Genomic DNA, 23576 nt, shown 5'->3' on the forward strand with positions numbered 1-23576 from the left:
CTCCGCCGGGGTGGCGCTAAAAGAGGGCTTCTTGCGAACCGAAAACCGATCGGTACAAAAATCGTTCACCTCCCGGCAACCTTTCCACATCCCGCGCATTAACCGGACAACACCCCCAAGAGTCACCCGGTCATGAAACACCTAGTCCCCATCCTCTGCGCCCTCATCCCCTTCGCAGCAATGATCGGCGCCTGCGTAACCTGCCCCTGACACCCACCGCAAAGTCACAAAAGAAAAGGCCCGCCCGGATCACTCCGGGCGGGCCTTTCTGTATCGGCTAGAAGGGAAGCGAAGGGATCAACCCTGCGCCTCTTCCTCCTGGTCGCGCGGTGCTTCGGCGGTCGCGCCGGGCTCTGCGTTCGGATCGTAATCCTCGACGAAGCCAGCCTCGTCACGCTCGAACATCGACGACATCACGTCGACGCCCGAAGCCTGCATCTCGGCCTCTTCAGGCGAGCGGGCGACGTTGACCTTGACGGCCACCGACACCTCGGGGTGCAGCGATACCTTGACGGTGTAGACACCGATCGCCTTGATTGGCTTGTCGAGCACGATCGCCGACTTGCCGACCTTGTGACCGTCGGCCACCAGCGCATCGACCAGATCGCGAACCGCGACCGAACCGTAGAGCTGACCGGTGTTCGACGCCTGACGGATCAGGGTCACGGTCGCGTCGTTGAAGGTCTTCGCTTCGGTCTCGGCATCGCTGCGACGCGATGCGTTGTCCGATTCGATCTTCGCACGGTTCGACTCGAACACCTTGCGGTTGGCTTCGTTCGAACGAAGCGCCTTCTTGTTGGGAAGCAGGAAGTTACGCGCGTAACCGTCCTTGACCTTCACCACGTCGCCGATAGCACCAAGCTTTTCGACGCGCTCAAGCAGAATGACGTCCATGTGGGCGCTCCTTACTTAACGATGTAGGGCAGCAAGCCCAGATGACGCGCACGCTTGATGGCCTGGGCCAGTTCGCGCTGCTTCTTTGCGGCCACCGAAGTGATACGCGACGGGACGATCTTGCCACGCTCGGACACGAAGCCCTGCAGCAACCGGACGTCCTTATAGTCGATCCGGGGAGCGTCTTTGGCGGAGAACGGGCAGCTCTTGCGGCGGCGGAAGAATGGACGTGCCATGATTATTCAGCTCCCTCTTCGCGGTCACGACGGGGACCACGGTCCGGACGATCGCCACGATCGGGACGGCCCTCACGGCCACCTTCACGGTCGCCACGACGCTCGCGGTCACGATCCTGCTTGCGCATCATCACGGTCGGGCCCTCTTCGAGGGTATCGACCTTGACCGTCATGTAACGGATGATGTCTTCGTTGATCTGGGTCTGGCGCTCCAGCTCTGCGATCACGCTGCCCGGGGCATCGATCTCGAGCATGACATAGTGCGCCTTGCGGTTCTTGGCGATCTTGTACGCCAGCGAACGCAGGCCCCAGTTCTCGGTCTTTACGACCCGACCTTCGTTGTCGTTCACGATCTTGGTGGCGATTTCCGCCAGTGCGTCCACCTGCGCTTGTGCCAGATCCTGGCGCGCAAGGAACACGTGCTCGTAAAGAGCCATGTCTTGTCCTTCGTCTTGGCCGATCGCTGATACACGCCCCATGCGTGCACCCCTCCGGCTGTCGTCTTAGAAAACGGCGTCTAGAATGCAAACAGGGGCGAGAGACGCGAATCTCTCACCCCGGTTGCAGAGGGCCTTACCCGTTTATCGGGGAAAGGCAAGGTGTTCAGGTTTACCGGAACGCGCCGCCACGAACCTGGACCACGTTGCCGCGACCGTCGATCAAGATCGCGTCACGACCCGAGCGAACCCACTGATGCGCGCGGGGCGGGGGTGCGAGACGATAGTTGCGGTACGTCGTGATCACCCGGTAGTTCTGCGCCTGGCGACGATCGAAACGCTGGCCGGCGCGCCAGTTGCGATACTGCGGCGTGCGGACGACGGTGCGCTTGGTGACGACGGTGCGGCCGTTGTTATCGTTGTGGCGCACGGTGGTGACTTCGCGACGCTGCTGCGCTTCGGCCGGGGCTGCGGCGAGCAGCGGGCTGGCGACGAGCGTGGCGGCAAGCGCGCTGAGGATGAACTTTTTCATGATAATCTCCCGTTTGAAACACGGCGCCGTTGCTGCGGCGTCCTCCATAATCTGGGAGCCGATTGTCGCAGGCGCTTGTCGCAAGGTCGGCGAAATGGTCGCATATTGTCGCAAGGCCGCAGGGTTCGTTCAGGTTGCAACTCAGCCCGCACCTTTATAGGCCCCGCGCTCAAACGAAGACCGAACACACAGGAGAGATCATGCGCGCGTTCATCTTCCCCGGCCAGGGGAGCCAGTCTGTCGGCATGGGCAAGGCGCTCGCCGACGCCAGTGCCACCGCCCGCGAGGTCTTCGCCGAAGTCGACGAGGCGCTCGGCCAGCACCTGTTCCGCCTGATGAGCGAAGGTCCCGCCGACGACCTGCTCCTCACCGAGAACGCGCAGCCCGCAATCATGGCGAACGCGATCGCCACCCTGCGCGTCGCCGAGAAGGAAGGCGGCATCCGCCTCGCCGACAAGGCCGATTACGTCGCCGGCCACAGCCTGGGCGAATATACCGCCTTGTGCGCCGCCGGTGCGCTAGACCTGTCGACCACCGCGCGCCTCCTGAAACTCCGCGGCCGCGCGATGCAGGCCGCCGTTCCGGTAGGCGAGGGCGCGATGGCCGCGCTGCTCGGCACCGACCTCGAAAAGGCGCAGGTCATCGCCGGCGCCGCAGTCGACGCGATCCTCGCGGAAGGCGGCCCCGAACTGATCTGCACCGTCGCCAACGACAACGACCCCTCGCAGGTCGTCATCTCCGGCCACCGCCTCGCCATCGAAAAGGCGATCGCGCTGGCCAAGGACCTCGGCGCCAAGCGTGCGGTATTGTTGCCCGTCTCCGCCCCCTTCCACTGCCCCCTGATGCAGCCCGCCGCCGAAGCCATGGAAGCCGCCCTCCTGGACGCCGACCTCCGCGCGCCGCTGGTCCCCATCTTCGCCAACGTGGACGCAACTGCCGTTGCCGACCCCGGTGCGATCCGTCACCTATTGGTGCAGCAGGTCACCGGCATGGTTCGCTGGCGCGAATCAGTGTTGGCGATGCATGCGGCGGGCGTTGGCCACTTCGTCGAATTCGGGGGCAAGGTGCTCAGCCCCATGGTCAAGCGCATCACCCCCGACGTCGAAACGACGAGCGTCATCACCATGGACGACATCGAGGCGCTGGTTCGGAGTTTGTAGAGTAAGAGTGGTTCGCGCAGAGGCGCGGAGGCGCAGAGGAGATTGCGATGGTGGATATCGATCGGATCACTGGCGACGTCATTGATGTCGCGATCCGCATCCACCGCGACTTGGGCCCGGGACTGCTCGAAAGCGTTTATGAAACCGTCTTGGCGGGCAAGCTCGCTGCGATGGGATATCGCGTGGAACGACAGCGTCCGGTAGACATCGAATTCGAAGGAATGTGTTTTGCCGCCGCCTTCCGTATCGATCTGTTGGTGGACGAGCGACTGATCCTCGAGATCAAATCGATCGATCAGCTGAGCCCGGTGCATGCCAAGCAACTGCTAACCTATCTCAGATTGACCAAGCAGTCGGTCGGCTTGCTCATTAACTTCGGAGGCGAAACGCTCAAGGAAGGCGTGCGCCGGCTCGTCAACAATCACTATCCTCTCAGCGCCTCTGCGCCTCTGCGCGAACAAATTTCTTGAATCTGGAGACCACAATGTTCGACCTCACAGGCATGACCGCCCTCGTCACCGGGGCATCCGGCGGGATCGGATCCGAGATCGCCAAGGCCCTAGCCGCCCAAGGCGCGCGCCTAGCCGTATCCGGCTCCAACGCCGACAAGCTCGAAGCCTTCCGCGCCAGCCTCGGCGGTGACCACGTCGCGCTCCCCTGCAACCTCTCCGACGCCGCTGCCGTCGACGCGCTCGTCCCCCAGGCGGTGGAGAAGCTCGGCAAGCTCGACATCCTCGTCAACAACGCCGGCGTCACCCGCGACAATCTCGCGATGCGGATGAAGGACGACGAGTGGGACAGCGTCATCCGCGTCAATCTCGAGGCCGCGTTCCGCCTCATGCGCGCCGCCGCCAAGCCGATGATGAAGGCAAGGTTCGGCCGGATGATCTCGGTCACGTCGATCGTCGGCGTCACGGGCAATCCAGGCCAAGCCAACTACGCCGCATCGAAGGCCGGCCTAATCGGCATGTCGAAATCGATGGCGCAGGAACTCGCCAGCCGCGGCATCACCGTCAACTGCGTCGCCCCCGGTTTCATCACCTCGCCGATGACCGACGCGCTGCCCGAGGCGCAGAAGACCGCGCTCACCGCCAAGATTCCGGCCGGTCGCCTCGGCGAAGGCGCAGACATCGGCGCGGCGATCGTGTACCTCGCCAGCCGTGAAGCCGGCTACGTCACGGGACAAACCGTGCACGTGAACGGCGGGATGGCGATGATCTGAACTTGCGCGCTGAACTACCGCGTTCTAGGTGCGTTCAGGAAATACCGAAAACCCCCAGATTTGAAGAGGGAACTACCATGAGCGAGACAGCTGACCGCGTGAAGAAGATCGTCGTCGAGCATCTCGGCGTCGAAGCCGACAAGGTGACCGAGGACGCGAGCTTCATCGACGACCTGGGCGCAGACAGCCTCGACATCGTCGAACTCGTCATGGCGTTCGAGGAAGAGTTCGGTGTCGAGATCCCCGATGATGCCGCCGAGAAGATCGCGACCGTCAAGGACGCCATCACCTACATCGACGAGCACAAGGCCTGATCAGGGTCTAGGGTTCAAACCTTTGGACCTGCCCTGAAGGGTGTGATTTGAGCGGCTCCCCGTCCTTGGGCAAAGAGGGCGGGGAGCCGTTTCGTTTTGAGAGCAGACGGAGTTTGAAGCCATGCGGCGTGTCGTCGTAACCGGGCTAGGCCTGGTCACCCCCCTGGGGGCGGATGTTGAAACGGCCTGGGCGAATATCCTCGCCGGCAAGTCGGGCGCGGGCCCGATCACGCGCTTCGACGCGTCGGATCAGGTGTGCCGCATCGCCTGCGAGGTGAAGCCGGCCGACCACGAATACGGCTTCGATCCCGGCAAGCGCGTCGACCACAAGGTCCAGCGCCAGGTCGATCCGTTCATCATCTACGGCATCGACGCCGCGGGCCAGGCTCTGGAAGACGCCGGGCTGACCGAAATGACGCTCGAAGAGAGCTGGCGTGCCGGCGTCTCGATCGGCTCGGGCATCGGCGGCCTGCCGGGTATCGAGAGCGAATCGATCGTCCTCCACACCAAGGGCCCGCGTCGCGTGTCGCCGCACTTCGTGCATGGTCGCCTGATCAACCTGATCTCGGGTCAGGTCTCGATCAAATACGGCTTGCGCGGCCCGAATCACGCAGTCGTCACCGCCTGCTCGACCGGCGCGCACGCGATCGGCGACGCCGCGCGGATGATCGCTATGGACGATGCCGACGTGATGCTCGCCGGCGGCGCGGAGGGCACCGTCTGCCCGCTCGGCATCGCCGGGTTCGCACAGGCCCGCGCGCTGTCGACCAACTTCAACGATTCGCCCGAAAAGGCCTCGCGTCCCTACGACAAGGACCGCGACGGCTTCGTGATGGGCGAGGGCGCTGGCGTGTTGGTGCTCGAGGAATACGAGCACGCCAAGGCACGCGGCGCGAAGATGTATGCCGAGGTGATCGGCTACGGCCTGTCGGGCGACGCATACCACGTGACCGCGCCGCATCCGGAAGGTGACGGTGCGTTCCGATCGATGCAGATGGCGATCAAGAAGTCGGGCCTCAAGCTAGAGGACATCGACTACATCAACGCGCACGGCACCTCGACGCCGCTCGGTGACGAACTCGAACTCGGTGCGGTTCGCCGCCTGTTCGGCGATGCGATCTCGGGTCTGTCGATGTCGTCGACCAAGTCGGCAATCGGGCATTTGCTCGGCGGCGCCGGCGCGGTCGAGAGCATCTTCTGCATCCTCGCGCTGCGCGACCAGATCGTCCCGCCGACGCTGAACCTCGACAATCCTAGCGACAGCTGTGTGGGGGTCGACCTCGTGCCGCATGTGGCCAAGAAGCGTGAAGTCCGCGCGGTGCTGAACAACTCGTTCGGCTTCGGTGGCACGAATGCGTCGCTGGTGATGACGAAGGTCCGCTAAAAACCTTGTTCCCCCGCGAAGGCGGGGGCCCAGACTGGGTCCCCGCCTTCGCGGGGATCCAAGGAGTACCAATGCGCAAGGTCGGCTGTTTCGGATTCATCGTCGGCCTGGTGGCAGTCGTCGCGCTGTTCCTGGTCGTCCAAGGCTGGGGCGGCGCTGGCCCAGCACCGCGCACGCTGACCGTGCAGATCGGCGAAGGCAGCACATTGGCCGGCGCTGCCACCGAACTCGAAAAGGCCGGCGCGATCCCGTCGGCCCGCCGCTTCCGCCTCTACGCCCGCGTGTTCGGCTCGGGCGATCCGATCAAGGCCGGCGAATACCGCATCGCGCCACACACCAGCCAGTCCGACATTCTCAAGCTGATGCAGGGGGGCAAGGTCGTCCAGCGCCTCGTCGTCGTCCCCGAAGGCTATCCCTCGGTGCTCGTCCACGACGGGCTGATGAAGGCGGATGGCCTCACCGGCACCGTGCCCGTTCCGGCTGAAGGCTCAATTCTCCCCGACAGCTACGCCTTCCAGGCCGGCGACACCCGCGCATCGGTCGTCACGCGGATGCAGGCGGCGATGAAGATCTACCTCGCCACCGCCTGGGCCGCGCGCAAGCCCGGCATCGCGGTGACGACGCCCGAACAGGCGATCATCCTCGCCTCGATCGTCGAGAAGGAAACCGGCAAGCCCTCCGAACGCCGCACCGTCGCCGCGGTCTACGGCAATCGCCTGCACAACGGCATGCCGCTCCAGGCCGACCCCACGGTGATCTACCCAATCACCAAAGGCCGTCCGCTAGGCCGCCGTATCCTGCGGTCGGAACTGCACGCGAAGAACGGCTACAACACCTATGCCGAAGCCGGCCTGCCGGTCGGCCCGATCGCCAACCCCGGCCGCGCCTCGATCGACGCGGTGCTCGATCCTGCGCAAACGAACGCGCTGTATTTCGTAGCCGACGGCACCGGCGGCCACGTGTTCGCGAACACGCTGGCCGAACACAACGCCAACGTGAAGAAATGGTACGCCATACGCAAAGCCCGCGGCGAGATGTAGCCACCGTCCGGCCCCCCTCCCTGAAAGGGAGGGGTAGTGGGTGGGTTGTCTTGCAATTGCCGGCACGACCGCCCAGCGGCCGACCCACCCCCGGCCCCTCCCTTCCAGGGAGGGGTGAAGACAATTACTTTCGCAACGCGTTAGCTGCGCGTGCCTTGATCTCGATCTCGGCCATCGTCCCGCCGGTCACCCAGCTACCACCCACACAGAGCACCGGCTTGAACGCCAGCCACTCCGGCGCGCTCGCTTCGGTGATCCCGCCGGTCGGGCAGAAGCTGCACTGATAGAACGGCGCGGCCAGAGCCTTGAGCGCCTTCAACCCGCCATTCGCTTCGGCCGGAAAGAACTTGAAGTGCGTCAGCCCCAGGTCGAGCCCGGTCATGATATCCGCCGCATTGGCGATCCCCGGCAGGAACGGAATGCCGCTCCCGATGATCGGCGTGGCGAGTCGTTCGGTCAGCCCTGGCGAGACGATGAACTCCGCGCCCGCATCATGGACCTGCGCGAACTGCTGCGTGTTGACGACGGTGCCTGCGCCGACGATCGCGCCCGGCACCTTTTTCATCTCGGCGATCGCCTCCAGCGCGGCGCCGGTGCGCAGCGTCACCTCGAGCACGCGCAGGCCGCCCGCCACCAGTGCTTCGGCGAGCGGGCGGGCGAGTGCCGCGTCCTCGATCACCAGCACCGGGATGACGGCGCTGGTCTGCATGATGTCTGCGATAGTTGCGGTCATTGCGTATGTTCCTGTGCGAAGGCGGCCGCGGCGCCAAACAGGCCGGGCTGGGGATGAGTGATGAGCTTGACGGGCATCGCCGCCATCATGCCCTGGAAGCGGCCCTTGGCGACGAAGCGCTGGTCGAAGCCCGAGCGGATCAGGCGATCCTTGATCCGGAAGCCGAGCCCGCCTGCGATCACGACCGCCTTGGCGCCCTGTGCGAGCGCGAGATCGCCCGCAACCGCGCCGAGCGCGAGGCAGAACCGGTCGAGCGCGGCGAGCGCGATCGAATCGGTGCCGTCGATCGCCTCGGTCCAGATCGTCTTGTCGTCATGGCTGGGGACCGCGCGGCCCTCCAGCGCGGCAAGCGTCTCGTAGATCGCGACAATGCCGGGGCCAGCAACGACGCGCTCGGCTGAAACGCGCGTGAACGTCTTGCGCAGCCGCTTAAGCAAAGCATCCTCGATCCCGTCGAGCGGGGCGAAGTCCATGTGGCCACCCTCGGTCTCAAGGACTTGGTAGCCGTTCTTGCGCCGCAACAACTGCGCGACGCCGAGCCCGGTGCCAGGGCCGCAGATCGTCGTGATGCCCTCGGACGGCAGCGGCGTATCGGGGCCGCAGAGATGGATGAAATCGCTGCTCGGCACCTGCGCGACGGCATGGCCGACCGCGCCGAAATCGTTGACGACCACCCACTGGTCCGCCTTCAGCCGCTCGGTGATCAGCGACTTGCGGATGATCCACGGGTTGTTGGTGAGCCGGATGACGTCGTTCGCGACCGGCGACGCGACCGCGATCGCCAGCGCGCGAGGCAGGGGCCGGCCAAGGCCAGCCTCGAACGCCTGATACGCGGTCTGGAGCGAAGCGTGGTCCGCGGTCTTCAGCGTCGCTGGCTCGCCGAGCGACACGACGCGCCCGTTCTCGACCTCGGCGATCGCGAAGCGGGCGTGCGTTCCGCCGATATCTGCCGCTACGATTTCCATGTCATCCTCCGTCCGATTTTATCATTGCCACCACCTCCGTCATCCCAGCGAAAGCTGGGATCTCAAGCCGAATAGTCCGTCCCCGTGGAGCGAGGTCCCGGCTTTCGCCGGGATGACGGGGGTGTGGCTGAGGCGACGGCGGCGCGTGCGACGTTTTAAAGCCCAGCCCCCGCCAGCATTGCCGACGCGCCCTTCTCGGCCTCGTCGGCAAGCCCGCGGAACATCCCGAACAGCTCGCGACCCATGCCGCTGACCGGTGGTGGAACCGCGACCATCTCGCGGGTTGCCCACACGTCGGCATCGACCAGTGCCTCCAGCGTGCCATTGACCGCATCGACCCGGATCATGTCGCCATCGCGAATCAACCCGATCGCCCCGTCGAGCAGCGCCTCGGGCGAGCAATGGATCGCGCACGGCACTTTCCCGCTCGCACCCGACATGCGGCCGTCGGTGACCAGCGCGACCTTGAACCCGCGATTCTGCAACACGCCCAACGGCGGCGTGAGCTTGTGCAATTCCGGCATCCCGTTCGCGCGCGGCCCCTGGAAGCGGACGACGACGACGACGTCCTTCTCTAGCTCGCCGCGCTTGAACGCCTCGATCACGTCGAGCTGGTCGTCGAACACCATCGCGGGCGCCTCGACGATCCAGCGCTCGCGCTCGACCGCCGACACCTTGATGCACGCACGGCCGATATTGCCCGCGAGAATCCGCATGCCGCCATCCGGCGAGAACGGCGCGGTCGCAGGACGCAGGATCGTCTCGTCGCCGCTGTCCGGCGTGTCGCGCCAGCCGAGCGTATCGCCCTCGACCACCGCGGTCTTCGCATAGGCCGACAGGTCCTCGCCACCGATCGTCATGATATCGCCGTGCAGCAGGCCTTCGCCTAGCAGCTCGCGGATCACGTAGGGCATGCCCCCGGCAGCCTCGAACGCGTTCACGTCCGCCGAGCCGTTGGGATAGACGCGCGCGATCAGCGGTACTGCGCAGGAGAGACGGTCGAAATCCTCCCAGTCGATGATGATCCCTGCCGCACGAGCGATCGCCGGAACATGCAGCAGATGGTTGGTCGAGCCCCCTGTAGCGAGCAGGCCGACCGCGGCGTTCACGATCGCCTTCTCGTCGACGCAATGCCCGAGCGGCCGGTACGAATCGCCGCGCGCGCCGATCTTCGCCAGCCGGTGCACCGCCGCCCGCGTCAGTTCCTGGCGCAGCTTCGTGCCCGGATTGACGAACGCCGCGCCCGGCATGTGGAGACCCATGACCTCCATCATCATCTGGTTGGTATTGGCCGTGCCGTAGAAGGTGCATGTGCCCTTCGAATGATAGGCACCGATCTCGGCCTCGAGCAGTTCCTCGCGCCCTACCAGCCCCTCGGCGAATTTCTCGCGAACCGCCGCCTTGGCTTTGTTCGGAAGCCCGGTCGGCATCGGCCCGCCGGGGATCAGCACCATCGGCAGATGCCCGAAGCGCAGCGCGCCCATCAGCAGGCCCGGCACGATCTTGTCGCAGATGCCGAGCAGCGCCGCGCCCTCGAACGTGCCATGCGAAAGCGCAATCGCCGTGCTCAGCGCAATCGTGTCGCGGCTGAACAGCGATAGCTCCATCCCCGGATAGCCCTGCGTCACGCCGTCGCACATCGCGGGCACGCCCCCCGCGACCTGCGCGGTCGCACCGGCCTCGCGTGCCCAGACCTTCATCAGCTCCGGGTAGCGATAGTAGACCGCGTGTGCGGACAGCATGTCGTTGTACGCGGTGACGATGCCGATGTTCATGCCGGCATCGGCCTTCATAGCGTCGCGGTCTTCCTCGGTCCCAGCATAGGCGTGCGCAAGGTTCGCGCAGCCGAGGCCGGGACGCCGGACCTGCGCCGCCGCCTCGCGCTCTATCAGCGCGAGGTAGGCGGCACGGCTGTCGCGCGAGCGCTCGATGATCCGGTCGGTCACCGCGGAGACGGCGGCGTTGAGCATCGTCACGGCGCCCAGTGCACGTCGACCGGGAGCTCGACCTCGGCGAGCACGCGCCCGATCGGGTAGGATGACGACGGCCCCTGTTCGATCGCCTGCTCAAGCACCTTCTTCTTCGCGTCGCCGGTGATCATGATCATCAGCGCCTTCGACGATGCGATCGCCGCCGCCGAGAGCGTGACGCGCGCCAGCGGCGCCTCGGGCGGCAACGGGTCGGGCATCACGCCGAGCGCACGGCGTTCCTTCGGACCGCTCAGCGCCTCGTCATAATCGCGGCCGGGGAAGATCGACGCGGTATGCCCGTCGCCGCCCATGCCGAGCAGGCAGAAGTCGAGCGGCCAGTGCAGGTCCTGCATCAGTGCATCCGCCGAACGCCCGGCCGCCTTGTAGTCCGACATCGCCTCGGGAACGATCGGCTTCACGCGCGCGCCCTTGGGAAGGAAGATCTTCGCCAGCGCCGTCACGTTCGACAGCGGATCGCCAAGCTTCACGATCCGCTCGTCGCCGGGGATGATCGTGACCTTCTTCCAGTCGAGCTTCGCCTGGGCGAGCTTCTCATACGCGGCGAACGGCGTCTTGCCGCCCGCCAACGCGATCACCGCCGAGCCGCGCGCGTCGAGTGCGCTTTCGATGACGAACTGGATATCGCCAGCGACCGCATTGGCGAGCTCGCCCGCGTCGTCATATTCCCACCATTCGATTTCGGTCATTCGATCTTTCCTTGAAAACCTTTGGGAGGGTGTTCCCACCCGAAAACTCAGTCGTCCTGCCAGGTCACGCCGTCGCGTTCGGTGAGCGCGATCGCCGCCGACGGACCCCAGCTACCCGAGGCATAGCTCTTGGGCTTCATCGCGTTGGCCTTCCAGCCCTCGCGGATCGCGTCGATCCAGGTCCATTGCGCCTCGACCTCGTCACGCCGCACGAACAGCGTCTGGTCGCCCTCGATCAGGTCGAGCAGCAGCCGCTCATACGCGATCCGCCGACGTGAGCCGGCAAACTCGGCATCCATGCTGAGGTTCAGGGGGACTTCACGGAGGCGGACGCCCTCGCGGTCGAGACCCGGCTCCTTCGCCATCACCAGCAGCTGGATATATTCCTCCGGCTGAAGGCGGATGATCAGCATGTTGGGTTGCAGCAACCCGCCACGCCCGGCGAACATCGAATGCGGCACCGCCTTGAACTGGATCGCGATCTCGCTGCGGCGCGTGGCCATGCGCTTGCCGGTGCGCAGGTAGAATGGCACGCCCTGCCAGCGCCAATTGTCGACATGCGCCTTGATCGCGACGAACGTCTCGGTCGTCGAAGGCTGGCCGAGTTCGTCCGAGTAGCTCTTGACGAACTTCCCCTTCACCGCGCCTTCGCCATACTGGCCGGTGACCGTGACGTTCGGGACTTCTTCAGGCTTGATCATCCGCAGCGAGCGGAACACCTTCGACTTCTCGTCGCGGACGTCGGTGCCCTCGAACCGCGCCGGTGGCTCCATCGCGATCAGCGCGAGCAGCTGGAGCATGTGGTTCGCGACCATGTCGCGAAGCGCACCCGCGGTCTCGTAATAGCCCGCGCGCTCTTCGAGCCCGACCGTCTCCGAGATTGTGATCTGGACGTTGTCGATCCCCTGTGCGTTCCACACAGGTTCGAAGAACGAGTTGCCGAAGCGAAGCGCGAGGATGTTCTGGACGGTTTCCTTGCCGAGATAATGATCGATCCGATAGGTCCGGTCCTCGGGGAAGGCCTTCGCCACCGCGTCGTTGATCTCGCGGCTCGTCTCCAGATCGTAGCCGAGCGGCTTCTCGAGGCCGACGCGGACGGTCTCGCCAGCAAGCCCGACCTTGTGCAGTCCCTCGATTGCGGCCTCGAACAGCGATGGCGCGGTCGACAGGTAGATCGCGAGACCGCCGGAGATATCGCCGATCTTGTCCGCCAGCGGCTGGAAGCTCGCCGGATCGGACAGGTCGGTCGGCTGGTAGAAGATCCGGTCAAGGAACGTCCCGATCGCGCTTTCGTCCTTGCGATCCTCGGGCAGGAACTCGTCGAGCGCCTTCTTCGCGAACTTGCGGTAATCCTTGTCGTCATGCTCGTGACGCGCGGCGCCGGTGATCGTCAGCTCCTCGGGCAGCAGCCCGTCGGCGTGCAGGCCATAGAGCGACGGCAGCAGCATGCGCTGCGCGAGATCGCCGGTCGCGCCGAACAGGAGCAGCTTGGCTACGGGATTACGGTGCATGGAAGCTCCTGGATTTGGCGATGGACCGGGCGGAAGACGCCGGTCCTAGAAAACGAGGCCGGCTACGGGATCGACCCCGGCCATGATGTTGAGGTTCTGGACCGCGGCACCGCCGGCGCCCTTGCCCAGATTGTCGAGCGTCGCGACCAGCCGCGCATGGCCGACGGCATCGTTGCCGCAGACCCGCAGCGTCAGTCGATCGGTCCCTGCGTTCTCCTCGATATCGACCGAGCCGATATCGCCGGGAGCAACCGAGACGAGCTTCGAGCCATTGAACGCAGCGCGCAGTACGTCTTCGATCGCCGCAAGCGTGGGCCGGCCGGGCAGGGCGTGGAGGTGCAACGGCACTTCGACGACCATGCCGCGGTAGGTGTTCGCCACGGCAGGCGCGAAGATCGGCGCGTGCGTTAGGCCCGCATGTTGCGTCATCTCTGCGATATGCTTGTGCGCGAGACCTAGCGCGTAGGCGCGGAAGGCTGTCGCCGGTTCGCCATTCTCGAACGCCGCGATCATCGCCTTGCCACCGCCCGAGTAACCAGAGGTCGCGTTGACGCTCAGCGGGAGGTCGGCGGGGATGAGACCGGCCGCGACCAGAGGCGCGACGAGCGCGAGAAAACCTGTGGGGTAGCAGCCGGGGTTCGACACGCGCATCGCGGTCGCGATCTTCTCGGCCTGACCCGGCAGTTCGGGGAAGCCGTAGGTCCAGCCGGTAGCGACGCGGTGTGCACTGGATGCGTCGATGACGCGGGTACGCGCATTGTCGATCAGCGTGACGGCTTCGCGCGATGCGTCGTCCGGCAGGCAAAGGATGACGAAATCGGCATCGTTCAGCGCCTCGCGCCGAGCCGCCGGATCCTTGCGCCGGTCCTCCGGCAGCAACGCCAGCGTGATGTCGGTCCGCCCGGCGAGCCGTTCGCGGATCTCGAGACCCGTGGTGCCAACTGCGCCATCGATGAAGACCGTCGTCATGCCGCGCCCGTCGTCGAAAGATCGAGCGCGTCTGCCGCAACATAGCCGACCAGTCCGCTCGGGCGCGCGACGCCCCATGCGGAAACGCCGGCAATCTCCAGTACTTCGAAACTGTCGCCAGGGTTGAGGTCGACCATCGTATCGCTCGCTTCATCTCGCCCACTGCGCAACAAAGCTGTGCGCGCGACGGGCCGTATCATCGGCACGGCATAGTGTGGAGCGAATACGTATTCGGCGAGGCGAATGTCGGCGATATCGCGGCGGACCGCGTGGGTGCGCGGGTCAAGGTCGACCGAGCGGCCCGTCAGCGAAAAGCTCGTACGGGCCTGATCGTCGAACGGCTCAAGCGTGAGCGGCTGCGCGCCCATTGGAGCCGGCAGGGGCGGGGCCGTCGCCGATGAATTGCCCGAACTCTTCAAGAAAATCTGCCCCTTCGGTCGTGCGCGCGACGAAGATGTTGCGCTTGTCGCTATCGTCGCGTTGCCGGCGCAGATAGCCGAGGGCACCCAATCTGTTCAAGGCGCGCGTGACGACCGGCTTCGATACGTTCAGTGCACGGGCAAGGCCACGCACCGTATGTGGCCCCGGTTTGAGATAAACGAGCAGAAGAAGCGCCATCTGACGATTGGTCAGATCGGGTTCACCCGAGCGGACATAATCCACCAGAGCGGTCATCCAGGTCGATAAGGTATTGGCTGCCATTGATGCCACAGCGTTGATCCGCCATCTGAATTTATGTGCACGATACCCAGTCATGAGCGTCATTACGGGTTCACAACGCCGCCCGGACGTCATGTTTCCGTAGTTTTGCGATTGCCTTGCGATATGCGGAGGCAGCGCCACGGTCGATCGCCCGGTTGATCGAAACCGCGACGTCGCCTATGTGCGCGCCTTCGCAAAAGTTCCGGGGTTTTCCGCGCAATGTTCGCCTTCCTGCTCGTCATCCACGCGATCATCGCGGCCGCCCTCGTCACGGTGATCCTCATGCAGCGGTCGGAAGGCGGCGGTCTGGGGATGGGCGGCAGTCCGTCGGGCCTGATGTCGGCACGCGGCGCGGCCGATTTCCTGACCCGCGCGACCGGCGTCCTCGCAACGATGTTCGTGCTGTTCTCGATCCTGCTCGCAGTCCTCGCGGCGAATCACCGCACCACCACGATCGACACGTCGCTGGCGCGCACCCCGGCGGCGGCAACGGCCGTCCCGACCGCGCAGCCCAAGGGTGACGCGGCACCGTTCGCCGGTGGCGCAGAAAACGCTGGCGTCCCGGCCGGCACGACCAAGCCTGCCGACAACGGCGCGGTCCCGCTAGCCAACTAAACACTCCATTCGCCGATAAAAGGCCCCTGCGTGATCCGCGGGGCTCTTGTCGTTCGTCCCCAACACACGCTACGAGACTCTTCCCATGGCTCGGTACATTTTCATCACCGGGGGCGTGGTTTCGTCGCTCGGTAAAGGTCTCATGGCGGCATCGCTTGCCGCTCTCCTCCAGGCACGCGGGTATACCGTCAGGATTCGGAAGTTCGATCCGTATCTTAACGTCGATCCCGGCACGATGTCGCCGTATCAGCACGGCGAGGTCTACGTCACCGACGACGGTGCCGAGACCGATCTCGACCTCGGCCATTACGAGCGCTTCACCGGCGTTCCCTCGCGCCAGTCGGACAACGTGACCTCGGGCCGCATCTATCAGCAGATCATCACACGCGAGCGTCGCGGCGATTATCTCGGCGCGACCGTGCAAGTCATCCCGCACGTCACCGACGCGATCAAGGCGTTCGCGCGCGCAGAGACGGACGGCATCGATTTCATCCTCTGCGAGATCGGCGGCACCGTCGGCGATATCGAATCGCTCCCGTTCATCGAGGCGATTCGCCAGCTCAAGAACGAGGAAGGCCGCGGCAACGCGATCAGCATCCACGTGACCCTGGTGCCGTACATCGCCGCCGCCGGCGAGCTGAAGACCAAGCCGACCCAGCATTCGGTCCGCGAACTCGCCGCGCTCGGTGTGCAGCCCGACGTGCTCGTCTGCCGCTGCGAGCACCCGCTGCCGCCGTCGGAGCGCGCCAAGATCGCTTTGTTCTGCAACGTCCCCGCTAGCGCGGTCATCCCCGCGCTCGACGCGAAGAGCATCTACGCGGTGCCGCTCCAGTATCACGGCGAAGGCCTCGACATCGAAGTGCTGCGCGCGTTCGGGATCGAGCCCGCCGAGGCGCCCGACCTGTCGCGCTGGACAGAGATCATGGACCGCCTGACCAACCCGCAAGGCGAAGTCACGATCGGCGTGGTCGGCAAATATGTCGGCCTCCAGGATGCGTACAAGTCGCTGAACGAGGCCTTGGTCCACGGCGGCATCGCGAATCGCGTGAAGGTCAATGTCCGCTGGATCGACGCCGAGTTGTTCGAGAACGCGGAGAGCGACATCGCCGGGCAGCTCGAGCCGTGCGACGCGATCCTCGTCCCCGGCGCGTTCGGCGAGCGCGGCGCGGAAGGCAAGATCGCGTCCGTGAAGTTCGCTCGCGAGCGGAAGATCCCGTATTTCGGCATCTGCTTCGGCATGCAGATGGCCTGCGTCGAGGGCGCGCGCGATCTCGCCGGCATCCCCAATGCGTCGTCGACCGAGTTCGGCCCGACCGACGAGCCGGTGGTCGGCATGATCACCGAGTGGATGGGCCGCGAAGGCCTCGAAACGCGCGCGGCCGAGGGCGACATGGGCGGCACGATGCGGCTCGGCGCGTACGACGCGAAGCTCGACGGCAACAGCGTGGTAGCGTCCATCTACGGCGGCACCGAGATCTCGGAGCGTCATCGTCACCGCTACGAGGTCAACACCGGCTACAAGGAAGCGTTGGAGCAGGGCGGTCTCGTCTTCTCGGGCATGTCCCCAGACGGCACGCTCCCCGAGATCGTTGAACGCCCCGACCACCCCTGGTTCGTCGGCGTCCAGTTCCACCCCGAACTGAAGAGCAAGCCGTTCGACCCGCACCCCCTGTTCGCCAGCTTCATCGAAGCTGCCGTCAAGCAGAGCCGCCTGGTCTGAACCCCTGGATCTGATCCTCCCCCGCCAGGGGGCGGTGTCTGGCCTTTGCCAGACGGAGGGGGCGGTGAGCGAAACCTCTGTTTCGTGGTCCTCCCCCTCCGTCACCTTTGGTGCCACCTCCCCCTGGCGGGGGAGGATCAGACCCTGGGCCTGAATTCCGCATTCCGGCCTGAAAGTCTGAATCACGAGCGCCACGAAGCCGCGCTTTCTCCGCTCCAAGACAAGCTCGCATTGAACATCCCCCGAATTACTAGACTTTGCGCGCCAAGGTTCAGGGGAAAAATACATGTCGCTTACGCTCGCGCTGCTGCTGGCCGGTCAGGTCGCTACCGTTCCAACGCCGTCGGACCAGTCGACCGTCCCGCAGGCGCCCGCTGGCGACCAGGCGAGCGGACAAGCCAACGGCCGCCTCGGCAACCAGCAGCAGGGCGCCGGCGGAGATGTCGTCGTCACCGCGCGTCGTCGCGCCGAGACGATCCAGACCGTCCCGATCGCGATGTCCGTCATCGGCGGCACCGCGTTGGCCGAGACCGGCGCGTACAATGTCAGTCGCCTGACCCAGCTACAGCCTACGCTGCAATTCTACTCCACCAACCCGCGTAACTCCGCTGCCAACATCCGCGGGCTCGGCGCGCCGTTCGGCCTAACCAACGACGGGATCGAACAGGGCGTCGGCATCTATGTCGACCAGGTCTATTACAGCCGCATCGCCTCGGCGACGTTCGACTTCACCGATACCGAGCGGATCGAGGTCCTTCGCGGACCCCAGGGCACGCTCTACGGCAAGAACACCACCGCCGGCGCGATCAACATCACGACCCGCAAGCCCAGCTTCACGCCCGAGGCGCGGATCGAACTCACCACCGGCAACTACCAGTTCATCCAGGCCAAGGCGTCGGTGTCGGGCCCCCTGATTCCCGACAAGCTCGCGATCCGGCTGTCGGCATCGGTGACCGAGCGCGACGGCACGATCCACAATGTCGTCACCGGCAAGAACCTGAATGCACAGGACAATAAGAGCGTACGGGGACAGCTCTACTGGAAGCCGACCGAGACGCTCGATTTCGCCTTGTCGGGCGATTACGGCCAGCAGAACCCCGATTGCTGCGTGCAATATTACGTACGCACCGGCGCGACGCAGCGGCCGCTCACCCGGCAATATGCCGCACTTGCCGCCGCACAAGGCTATGTCGTGCCGTCGACCAACGCGTTCGACCGGGTGACCGACGTCGATACGCCGTTGCGCGCGAAGCAGGAACTGGGCGGCGTATCGCTGCTCGGCAACCTGGATCTCGGCGCGGCGACGATCACGTCGGTCAGCGCGTGGCGGTTCTGGAACTGGGACCCGTCGAACGATCGCGATTTCATCGGCCTGCCGATCACCACCGTGTCCGCCAATCCGTCGCAGCAGACGCAGTACAGCCAGGAGCTGCGGATCGCCTCGAACGGCAAGCACACGCTCGATTACGTGGTCGGCGCGTTCTATTTCTACCAGACGATCGATACGCAAGGGCTTCAGGTCCAGGGGCCCGCGGCCAGCGCGTTTCTGCTCAACCCGACCAGCACGGGCGGGAAGAATCCGGCCACGCTGAACGGCCTGACCGCGCGCAACACGATCGGCTTCAAGAACACCAGCGCGGCGCTGTTCGGCAAGCTGACCTGGAACGTGAGCGACCGGTTCCAGATCACGCCGGGCCTGCGGCTTAACTACGACAAGAAGAAGGGCGACTATGTCTCGGTCGTGACGACGGGAGCCGGCGAACTCGTCACCGGTGCGGCAAGGTTCAACGACCAGCGCGGGGTGCTCGCGCCGCAAAGCTATCAGCCCGATTTCGACAACTGGAATCTGTCGGGCGACATCACAGCGGCCTACACTGTGACAAACGACGTCCACGCCTATGCGACCTACGCGCGCAGCTATAAGTCGGGCGGGATCAACCTGTCGGGCCTGCCGCTGGACTTGAACAACAATCCGATCCTCTCGGCGGCCACGGTCAAGCCAGAGAAGGTCAACCATTACGAGCTCGGCCTCAAGACGCAGTTCCTAGATCGTCGATTGACGCTCAACCTCGCCGGCTTCTGGACCGAGATCAGCGATTACCAGGCGACCGTCACCAACGGGCAGCTTGGGGTGTTGCGCGGCTATCTCGCCAATGCCGGTAAGGTGCGGACTCGTGGTCTGGAGTTCGATTCGGCCTTCCGCCCCACCGACCGGTTCAGCGTCTACGCCAACGGTGCGTATACCGACGCGAAATACGTGAAGTTCGTCGATGCGCCTTGCCCGCCTGAGCTATCGGGAGGGTCTGCCCCGACGGCGACCAGCCTGCCAGGTCCGGCAGGGACGGGGACGGTCAGCCCGGCCAACTGCGACATCTCCGGTCAGCGCCTGCCCGGCGTGTCGAAGTGGGCGTTCTCCTACGGCGCCGAATACGATCTGCCGGCCACGATCGGCGGGCTCGATGGCCAGGTGTATCTCGGCTATGACGGCAGCTACCGCTCGACCTTCTCGTCCAATCCGTCGCGCTCGCTCTACACCGACATCAAAGGCTATGCGCTCAGCAACTTCCGCTTGGGATTCAAGGCGAAGGACAGCTGGAACGTGTTCGGCTGGCTGCGTAACGCGTTCGATCACAACTACTACGAAGTGCTCGCGCTACAGTCCGGCAGCACCGGTCTGGTCGTCGGGCAGCCCGGCGATCCGCGCACCTATGGCTTGACCGTGTCGCGATCGTTCTGATCACGACCCGTGTTTCGTCACGACGCGTTCAGGTTTGGTGCGATAGGTCTCGAACACGGCCCGGAGGGACGTCGCAGCCGGAAGCTCCCGATGTCCCTCCGGTTCCGAATCCGAGACATCTTGCCGCATGCCCGCATGCTCTTGCGCGTAGCGCCCACTGCGCGCAGTCTGTTTCCAAGAAACAGGCGGGGGCGGCGACATGTTCTTCGTACGACAGGGGCCCTTGTGGTTTCGCATGACGACAGGCGTGCTCGTTCTCTGGGGGATCGTCGGCTGTTTCATGTGCTTGCAACAGCTTAGGCTCGGCGCCGACGCGATGGGGCAGTCCAGCGCCTATGACCGCGCGCTCTATGCAGCGCTGCCCAACTGGTATGACCCGCTGTTTGCCGTTGCGGTCCTGACCGGCCTGATCGGTGCGGTCCTGCTGATCATGCGACGCGCCAGTGCCCGTCCGTTCTTGATCGCGTCGCTGGTGGCCACGGTCGCGCAGTTCGGCTGGCTGTTCGCCTCGACCGACATCGTCGCGCACAAGGGCGCGAGCGAGACGCTGGGGTTGCCCTTCGTCATCATTGCGATTGCTGCCTTCACGCTCTGGCTCGTCGGCCATGCCCGGCTGAAGGGTTGGGCAGTATGACGCGCACGACACTGGGCGAGCGCGACGCCGCACGCTATTAGCGCCGCCATGTCCACGACCTACACCCTCGACACCGCGACGAGTCGCGCCAACCCGACGCCCGCGCCGCTCAAGCGCCTGACGATCCCGGCGATCCGCCGCCAGAAGGGCAAGACGCCGCTCGTCATGCTCACCGCCTACACGGTGCGGACGGCGCAACTTCTCGATCCGCACTGCGACATGTTGCTGGTCGGCGATAGCCTAGGCCAGGTGATCTACGGACTGCCTTCGACCGTCCCCGTCACGCTGGACATGATGGCGGCGCACGGCGCGGCGGTGGTGCGGGGCAGCTATCATGCGGTGGTCGTGATCGACATGCCGTTCGGCAGCTACGAAGCCTCACCCGAAAAGGCGTTCGAAAGCGCGGCTTTCCTGCTCAAGCAGACCGGCGCAGCGGCAGTGAAACTCGAAGGTGGCACCGCGATGGCACCGACCGTCAAGTTCCTGACCGAGCGTGGTATTCCGGTGATGGGCCATGTCGGTCTCACCCCGCAGGCGGTCAACGTGCTCGGCGGCTACGGCGCGCGCGGTCGAACACCCGAGGAAGCCGCGAAGATCGTTGCCGACGCGCAGAGCATCGCTGAGGCCGGCGCGTTCTCGCTGGTGATCGAAGGCGTGGTCGAGCCGATCGCGATCGAGATCACCAACACCATCGCCTGCCCGACGATCGGCATCGGTGCATCCGCGCAGTGCGACGGGCAGGTGCTGGTGACCGAGGACATGCTGGGGATGTTCGAGCGTACCGCGAAGTTCGTGAAGCGGTTCGCCGACATCGCCGACACGATTTCCTCCGCGACGCAGACCTATGCGGACGACGTCCGATCGCGCGCATTTCCGGGCGCCGAGCAGGTCTACGCGCCCAAGGATTGATCCGCTTCCGTTTCGGTTCCGGCGCGGCTAAGGTCCGCGCCGCCCACCCCCTCACTATTCCCGGAGCATTCCTTGGCCCTCCCGCCGAAAACCGATCAAGCATTCCTGCGTGAGGTCGATGAAGAACTGCGACGCGACCAGCTCGCCGGGTTCTGGACGAACTGGGGCAAATGGGTCGTGGTCGGCGTCGTCGCCGCACTCGCCGCACTCGCCGGCTTCCTCTACTGGCAGCATCACAATGGCGAGGCCGCCGGCGTTGAAGGCGAACAGCTCCAGGTCGCCTATGATTCGCTGGGCGCGAACAACGCCGCGGCAGCCGCGAAACCGCTGGCCGAACTCGCCAAGTCGAACCGTGACGGATACCGTGCGCTCGCGCTGTTCACGCAGGCCGACGTGCTCCTCCAGAAGGATGACCTGAAGGGGGCTGCTGCCAAGCTTGGCACCATTGCCGCGGATACGTCGCTGGCAAAGCCGTTCCGCGATCTCGCACTGGTCCGCCAGACATCGGCCGAGTTCGATACGCTGAAGCCGCAGGTCGTCGTCGAGCGGCTGCGTCCGCTCGCAGTGCCGGGCGGGCCGTGGTTGGGCAGCGCGGGCGAAATGGTCGCGATTGCCTATCTGCGCATGAACCAGCGCCAGCAGGCGGGGACGGTATTCGGCCAAATCGCACGCGATACCGGCGTGCCCGAGACGATCCGTCAACGTGCGGTTCAGATGGCCGGCGTACTGGGCGTTGATGCTGTCGCCAGTACGGGTGCCGATACCGGCGTGACTGCCAGAGTGATTACTCCGGCTTCATCAAACGAGGATACCAAGGCGCAATGATGAAGACATATCGGGTGACGGTCGCCGTCGCCGCGCTGGTTGCACTGAGCGGTTGCGGCATCTTCAAGGGTGGCGCGAAGAAGACGCCGACGCTGGGCGACCGCGTGTCGATCCTGGTTTCGGAGAACGAGGTCGAGACCGACAAGACGATCGCCGACGTGCAGGTCCTGTTGCCCGCACCCGCGATCAACGATGCATGGGCCCAGCCCGGCGGCAACCCGGCCAAGTCGATGGGTCAGCTCGCACTCGGCGACCAGCCCAAGCGTCTCTGGCAGGCCGGCATCGACGGCGGTTCGAACCGCGAGCGTCTCGGCGCGGCGCCGGTCGTGGCGGATGGCAAACTGTTCGTGACCGACGTCACCGCGACCATCCACGCATTCACGGCAGATACCGGCGCGGCGCTGTGGAGCGCACCGATCACCGAGGGCAAGATCAACAAGGCCGCGCGCTTCGGTGGCGGTGTCAGCTATGACGACGGCAAGCTCTATGCCACCGACGGTGTCGGCGACGTCGTCGCGTTGAATGCGGCCGACGGCAAGATCCTGTGGCGCGCCAAGCCTGGGGCGCCGCTGCGCGGTTCGCCGACCGTTGCCAACGGCGCGGTGTACGTCCTGACGCAGGACAACCAGGTCTTTTCGCTGAACCAGACCGACGGCAAGGTCCAGTGGGTCCAGTCGGGCACGCTCGAGACGCAGGGTGTGTTCGGCGTCGCGGCGCCCGCCGTGAGCCAGGGCACGGTGGTCGCCGGCTTCTCCAGCGGCGAGCTCAGCGCCTATCGCTACGAGAATGGCCGAATCTTGTGGCAGGACGCGCTGTCGCGCACCTCGATCACGACGTCGGTGTCGAGCCTGTCGGACATCGACGCAGCGCCGGTGATCGACGGCGGCCGCGTGTATGCGGTCGGGCAGGGTGGCCGCATGGTCGCGCTCGAACTGTCGACCGGACAGCGCCTGTGGGAGCAGAACTTCGCCGGTATCTCGACGCCTTGGATCGCGGGCGAATGGCTGTTCGTGGTCACCGACGATGCCAAGCTGGTCTGCTTGTCGCGATCGAACGGCAAGGCTCGCTGGATCGCCCAGCTGCCGCGCTTCCAGAACGAAAAGAAGCGCAGCAACGCTATCACCTGGTTCGGTCCGATCCTCGCCGGCAACCGCTTGGTCCTCACCAACTCCCGCGGCGAGATCAATTTCGTCGCGCCGACGGACGGTACGGTGAGTTCGACGATCGAGACCAAGACGCCGTTCTCGCTGCCGCCTATCGTCGTGAACTCGACGCTCTACACGCTCGACCAGAAGGGCAAGGTCACCGCGTATAGGTGATCTAATTCCCTCTCCCCGCCAGGGAGAGGGCAGGGGCCCGC

The 23576-nt window shown here is 65.2% G+C and carries 25 protein-coding genes; 13 read left to right on the forward strand and 12 right to left on the reverse strand.

Annotated features, from left to right (window positions below; genetic code table 11):
• Nucleotides 1-297: 297 nt before the first annotated feature.
• From rplI to AC1MH0_RS17370, 4 genes are all read right to left on the reverse strand, one after another.
• The gene (rplI, locus tag AC1MH0_RS17355; RefSeq protein ID WP_056050886.1) at nt 298-894 is read right to left on the reverse strand and encodes a 50S ribosomal protein L9; all 597 of its coding nucleotides are present in this window, start codon (nt 892-894) and stop codon (nt 298-300) included.
• Nucleotides 895-905: 11 nt separating this feature from the next.
• Nucleotides 906-1130 (reverse strand): 30S ribosomal protein S18, encoded by a 225-nt coding sequence (rpsR, locus tag AC1MH0_RS17360; protein WP_031393978.1) that lies wholly within the window; start codon nt 1128-1130, stop codon nt 906-908.
• Nucleotides 1131-1132: 2 nt separating this feature from the next.
• Nucleotides 1133-1567: a 30S ribosomal protein S6 gene (gene rpsF, locus AC1MH0_RS17365; RefSeq protein ID WP_056050884.1), complete on the reverse strand. Its 435-nt coding sequence runs from the start codon at nt 1565-1567 to the stop codon at nt 1133-1135.
• Between the two features lie 172 nt (nt 1568-1739).
• Nucleotides 1740-2099 (reverse strand): RcnB family protein, encoded by a 360-nt coding sequence (locus AC1MH0_RS17370; protein ID WP_480963786.1) that lies wholly within the window; start codon nt 2097-2099, stop codon nt 1740-1742.
• A 200-nt stretch (nt 2100-2299) separates the two neighbouring features.
• On the opposite strand from AC1MH0_RS17370, the gene fabD reads away from it, so the two are divergent.
• From fabD to mltG, 6 genes are all read left to right on the forward strand, one after another.
• On the forward strand, nt 2300-3259 hold the full coding sequence (fabD, locus tag AC1MH0_RS17375; protein WP_480963787.1) for an ACP S-malonyltransferase: 960 nt from the start codon (nt 2300-2302) through the stop codon (nt 3257-3259).
• A 47-nt stretch (nt 3260-3306) separates the two neighbouring features.
• Nucleotides 3307-3729 (forward strand): GxxExxY protein, encoded by a 423-nt coding sequence (locus AC1MH0_RS17380; RefSeq protein ID WP_480963788.1) that lies wholly within the window; start codon nt 3307-3309, stop codon nt 3727-3729.
• Between the two features lie 14 nt (nt 3730-3743).
• Entirely contained in the window at nt 3744-4481 is a 738-nt protein-coding gene (gene fabG, locus AC1MH0_RS17385; protein WP_480963789.1) for a 3-oxoacyl-[acyl-carrier-protein] reductase, read from the forward strand.
• Between the two features lie 77 nt (nt 4482-4558).
• Nucleotides 4559-4795 (forward strand): acyl carrier protein, encoded by a 237-nt coding sequence (locus AC1MH0_RS17390; protein ID WP_031393971.1) that lies wholly within the window; start codon nt 4559-4561, stop codon nt 4793-4795.
• 121 nt (nt 4796-4916) lie between these two features.
• Nucleotides 4917-6179: a beta-ketoacyl-ACP synthase II gene (gene fabF / locus AC1MH0_RS17395; protein ID WP_056050875.1), complete on the forward strand. Its 1263-nt coding sequence runs from the start codon at nt 4917-4919 to the stop codon at nt 6177-6179.
• A gap of 71 nt (nt 6180-6250) precedes the next feature.
• Nucleotides 6251-7219 (forward strand): endolytic transglycosylase MltG, encoded by a 969-nt coding sequence (gene mltG, locus AC1MH0_RS17400; protein ID WP_480963790.1) that lies wholly within the window; start codon nt 6251-6253, stop codon nt 7217-7219.
• A gap of 124 nt (nt 7220-7343) precedes the next feature.
• Here the strand turns inward: mltG and eda are convergent, their stop codons facing one another.
• The 8 genes from eda to AC1MH0_RS17440 all read right to left on the reverse strand — a co-directional run bounded on the left by eda (nt 7344) and on the right by AC1MH0_RS17440 (nt 14749).
• Nucleotides 7344-7952 carry a bifunctional 4-hydroxy-2-oxoglutarate aldolase/2-dehydro-3-deoxy-phosphogluconate aldolase gene (eda, locus tag AC1MH0_RS17405; protein WP_480963791.1) on the reverse strand — a complete coding sequence of 203 codons (609 nt, stop codon included), beginning with the start codon at nt 7950-7952 and terminating at the stop codon, nt 7344-7346.
• Nucleotides 7949-8917, reverse strand: coding sequence for a glucokinase (gene glk, locus AC1MH0_RS17410; RefSeq protein ID WP_187503210.1), 969 nt, complete (start codon nt 8915-8917; stop codon nt 7949-7951). Before glk ends, eda begins: the two co-directional genes overlap by 4 nt.
• 155 nt (nt 8918-9072) lie before the next feature.
• On the reverse strand, nt 9073-10887 hold the full coding sequence (edd, locus tag AC1MH0_RS17415; RefSeq protein ID WP_480965783.1) for a phosphogluconate dehydratase: 1815 nt from the start codon (nt 10885-10887) through the stop codon (nt 9073-9075).
• Nucleotides 10888-10889: 2 nt separating this feature from the next.
• A complete protein-coding gene (pgl, locus tag AC1MH0_RS17420; RefSeq protein ID WP_480963792.1) occupies nt 10890-11594 on the reverse strand; it encodes a 6-phosphogluconolactonase in 705 nt (234 codons plus the stop codon).
• 47 nt (nt 11595-11641) lie between these two features.
• On the reverse strand, nt 11642-13105 hold the full coding sequence (gene zwf / locus AC1MH0_RS17425) for a glucose-6-phosphate dehydrogenase (protein ID WP_480963793.1): 1464 nt from the start codon (nt 13103-13105) through the stop codon (nt 11642-11644).
• A 45-nt stretch (nt 13106-13150) separates the two neighbouring features.
• The gene (gene argC / locus AC1MH0_RS17430; RefSeq protein WP_480963794.1) at nt 13151-14074 is read right to left on the reverse strand and encodes an N-acetyl-gamma-glutamyl-phosphate reductase; all 924 of its coding nucleotides are present in this window, start codon (nt 14072-14074) and stop codon (nt 13151-13153) included.
• Nucleotides 14071-14442, reverse strand: coding sequence for an SH3 domain-containing protein (locus AC1MH0_RS17435; protein ID WP_480963795.1), 372 nt, complete (start codon nt 14440-14442; stop codon nt 14071-14073). Before AC1MH0_RS17435 ends, argC begins: the two co-directional genes overlap by 4 nt.
• Nucleotides 14417-14749, reverse strand: a complete 333-nt coding sequence (locus AC1MH0_RS17440) for a MarR family transcriptional regulator (RefSeq protein WP_056050858.1) — start codon at nt 14747-14749, stop codon at nt 14417-14419. Before AC1MH0_RS17440 ends, AC1MH0_RS17435 begins: the two co-directional genes overlap by 26 nt.
• Before the next feature lie 246 nt (nt 14750-14995).
• Here AC1MH0_RS17440 and secG point away from each other — a divergent pair, with 246 nt between their 5' ends.
• The 7 genes from secG to AC1MH0_RS17475 all read left to right on the forward strand — a co-directional run bounded on the left by secG (nt 14996) and on the right by AC1MH0_RS17475 (nt 23535).
• Nucleotides 14996-15391: a preprotein translocase subunit SecG gene (gene secG, locus AC1MH0_RS17445; RefSeq protein ID WP_056050855.1), complete on the forward strand. Its 396-nt coding sequence runs from the start codon at nt 14996-14998 to the stop codon at nt 15389-15391.
• A gap of 85 nt (nt 15392-15476) precedes the next feature.
• Nucleotides 15477-17111 carry a CTP synthase gene (locus AC1MH0_RS17450; protein WP_060526950.1) on the forward strand — a complete coding sequence of 545 codons (1635 nt, stop codon included), beginning with the start codon at nt 15477-15479 and terminating at the stop codon, nt 17109-17111.
• Between the two features lie 286 nt (nt 17112-17397).
• The gene (locus AC1MH0_RS17455; protein ID WP_480963796.1) at nt 17398-19848 is read left to right on the forward strand and encodes a TonB-dependent receptor; all 2451 of its coding nucleotides are present in this window, start codon (nt 17398-17400) and stop codon (nt 19846-19848) included.
• 199 nt (nt 19849-20047) lie between these two features.
• A complete protein-coding gene (locus AC1MH0_RS17460) occupies nt 20048-20482 on the forward strand; it encodes a hypothetical protein (protein ID WP_480963797.1) in 435 nt (144 codons plus the stop codon).
• 48 nt (nt 20483-20530) lie between these two features.
• On the forward strand, nt 20531-21391 hold the full coding sequence (gene panB / locus AC1MH0_RS17465; RefSeq protein WP_480963798.1) for a 3-methyl-2-oxobutanoate hydroxymethyltransferase: 861 nt from the start codon (nt 20531-20533) through the stop codon (nt 21389-21391).
• Nucleotides 21392-21463: 72 nt separating this feature from the next.
• Entirely contained in the window at nt 21464-22216 is a 753-nt protein-coding gene (locus AC1MH0_RS17470) for a tetratricopeptide repeat protein (protein WP_480963799.1), read from the forward strand.
• Nucleotides 22213-23535: an outer membrane protein assembly factor BamB family protein gene (locus AC1MH0_RS17475; RefSeq protein ID WP_480963800.1), complete on the forward strand. Its 1323-nt coding sequence runs from the start codon at nt 22213-22215 to the stop codon at nt 23533-23535. The genes AC1MH0_RS17470 and AC1MH0_RS17475 overlap by 4 nt, the downstream gene beginning before the upstream one ends.
• The last annotated feature ends 41 nt before the right edge of the window (nt 23536-23576 follow it).

This window comes from Sphingomonas sp. AP28, assembly GCF_056680455.1.

What these genes read in the sequence shown, in the direction of transcription:
- rplI (WP_056050886.1), bottom strand. Translation starts at nt 894, where the DNA reads ATGGACGTCATTCTGCTTGAGCGCGTCGAAAAGCTTGGTGCTATCGGC.
- rpsR (WP_031393978.1), bottom strand. Translation starts at nt 1,130, where the DNA reads ATGGCACGTCCATTCTTCCGCCGCCGCAAGAGCTGCCCGTTCTCCGCC.
- rpsF (WP_056050884.1), bottom strand. Translation starts at nt 1,567, where the DNA reads ATGGCTCTTTACGAGCACGTGTTCCTTGCGCGCCAGGATCTGGCACAA.
- AC1MH0_RS17370 (WP_480963786.1), bottom strand. Translation starts at nt 2,099, where the DNA reads ATGAAAAAGTTCATCCTCAGCGCGCTTGCCGCCACGCTCGTCGCCAGC.
- fabD (WP_480963787.1), top strand. Translation starts at nt 2,300, where the DNA reads ATGCGCGCGTTCATCTTCCCCGGCCAGGGGAGCCAGTCTGTCGGCATG.
- AC1MH0_RS17380 (WP_480963788.1), top strand. Translation starts at nt 3,307, where the DNA reads ATGGTGGATATCGATCGGATCACTGGCGACGTCATTGATGTCGCGATC.
- fabG (WP_480963789.1), top strand. Translation starts at nt 3,744, where the DNA reads ATGTTCGACCTCACAGGCATGACCGCCCTCGTCACCGGGGCATCCGGC.
- AC1MH0_RS17390 (WP_031393971.1), top strand. Translation starts at nt 4,559, where the DNA reads ATGAGCGAGACAGCTGACCGCGTGAAGAAGATCGTCGTCGAGCATCTC.
- fabF (WP_056050875.1), top strand. Translation starts at nt 4,917, where the DNA reads ATGCGGCGTGTCGTCGTAACCGGGCTAGGCCTGGTCACCCCCCTGGGG.
- mltG (WP_480963790.1), top strand. Translation starts at nt 6,251, where the DNA reads ATGCGCAAGGTCGGCTGTTTCGGATTCATCGTCGGCCTGGTGGCAGTC.
- eda (WP_480963791.1), bottom strand. Translation starts at nt 7,952, where the DNA reads ATGACCGCAACTATCGCAGACATCATGCAGACCAGCGCCGTCATCCCG.
- glk (WP_187503210.1), bottom strand. Translation starts at nt 8,917, where the DNA reads ATGGAAATCGTAGCGGCAGATATCGGCGGAACGCACGCCCGCTTCGCG.
- edd (WP_480965783.1), bottom strand. Translation starts at nt 10,887, where the DNA reads ATGCTCAACGCCGCCGTCTCCGCGGTGACCGACCGGATCATCGAGCGC.
- pgl (WP_480963792.1), bottom strand. Translation starts at nt 11,594, where the DNA reads ATGACCGAAATCGAATGGTGGGAATATGACGACGCGGGCGAGCTCGCC.
- zwf (WP_480963793.1), bottom strand. Translation starts at nt 13,105, where the DNA reads ATGCACCGTAATCCCGTAGCCAAGCTGCTCCTGTTCGGCGCGACCGGC.
- argC (WP_480963794.1), bottom strand. Translation starts at nt 14,074, where the DNA reads ATGACGACGGTCTTCATCGATGGCGCAGTTGGCACCACGGGTCTCGAG.
- AC1MH0_RS17435 (WP_480963795.1), bottom strand. Translation starts at nt 14,442, where the DNA reads ATGGGCGCGCAGCCGCTCACGCTTGAGCCGTTCGACGATCAGGCCCGT.
- AC1MH0_RS17440 (WP_056050858.1), bottom strand. Translation starts at nt 14,749, where the DNA reads ATGACCGCTCTGGTGGATTATGTCCGCTCGGGTGAACCCGATCTGACC.
- secG (WP_056050855.1), top strand. Translation starts at nt 14,996, where the DNA reads ATGTTCGCCTTCCTGCTCGTCATCCACGCGATCATCGCGGCCGCCCTC.
- AC1MH0_RS17450 (WP_060526950.1), top strand. Translation starts at nt 15,477, where the DNA reads ATGGCTCGGTACATTTTCATCACCGGGGGCGTGGTTTCGTCGCTCGGT.
- AC1MH0_RS17455 (WP_480963796.1), top strand. Translation starts at nt 17,398, where the DNA reads ATGTCGCTTACGCTCGCGCTGCTGCTGGCCGGTCAGGTCGCTACCGTT.
- AC1MH0_RS17460 (WP_480963797.1), top strand. Translation starts at nt 20,048, where the DNA reads ATGTTCTTCGTACGACAGGGGCCCTTGTGGTTTCGCATGACGACAGGC.
- panB (WP_480963798.1), top strand. Translation starts at nt 20,531, where the DNA reads ATGTCCACGACCTACACCCTCGACACCGCGACGAGTCGCGCCAACCCG.
- AC1MH0_RS17475 (WP_480963800.1), top strand. Translation starts at nt 22,213, where the DNA reads ATGATGAAGACATATCGGGTGACGGTCGCCGTCGCCGCGCTGGTTGCA.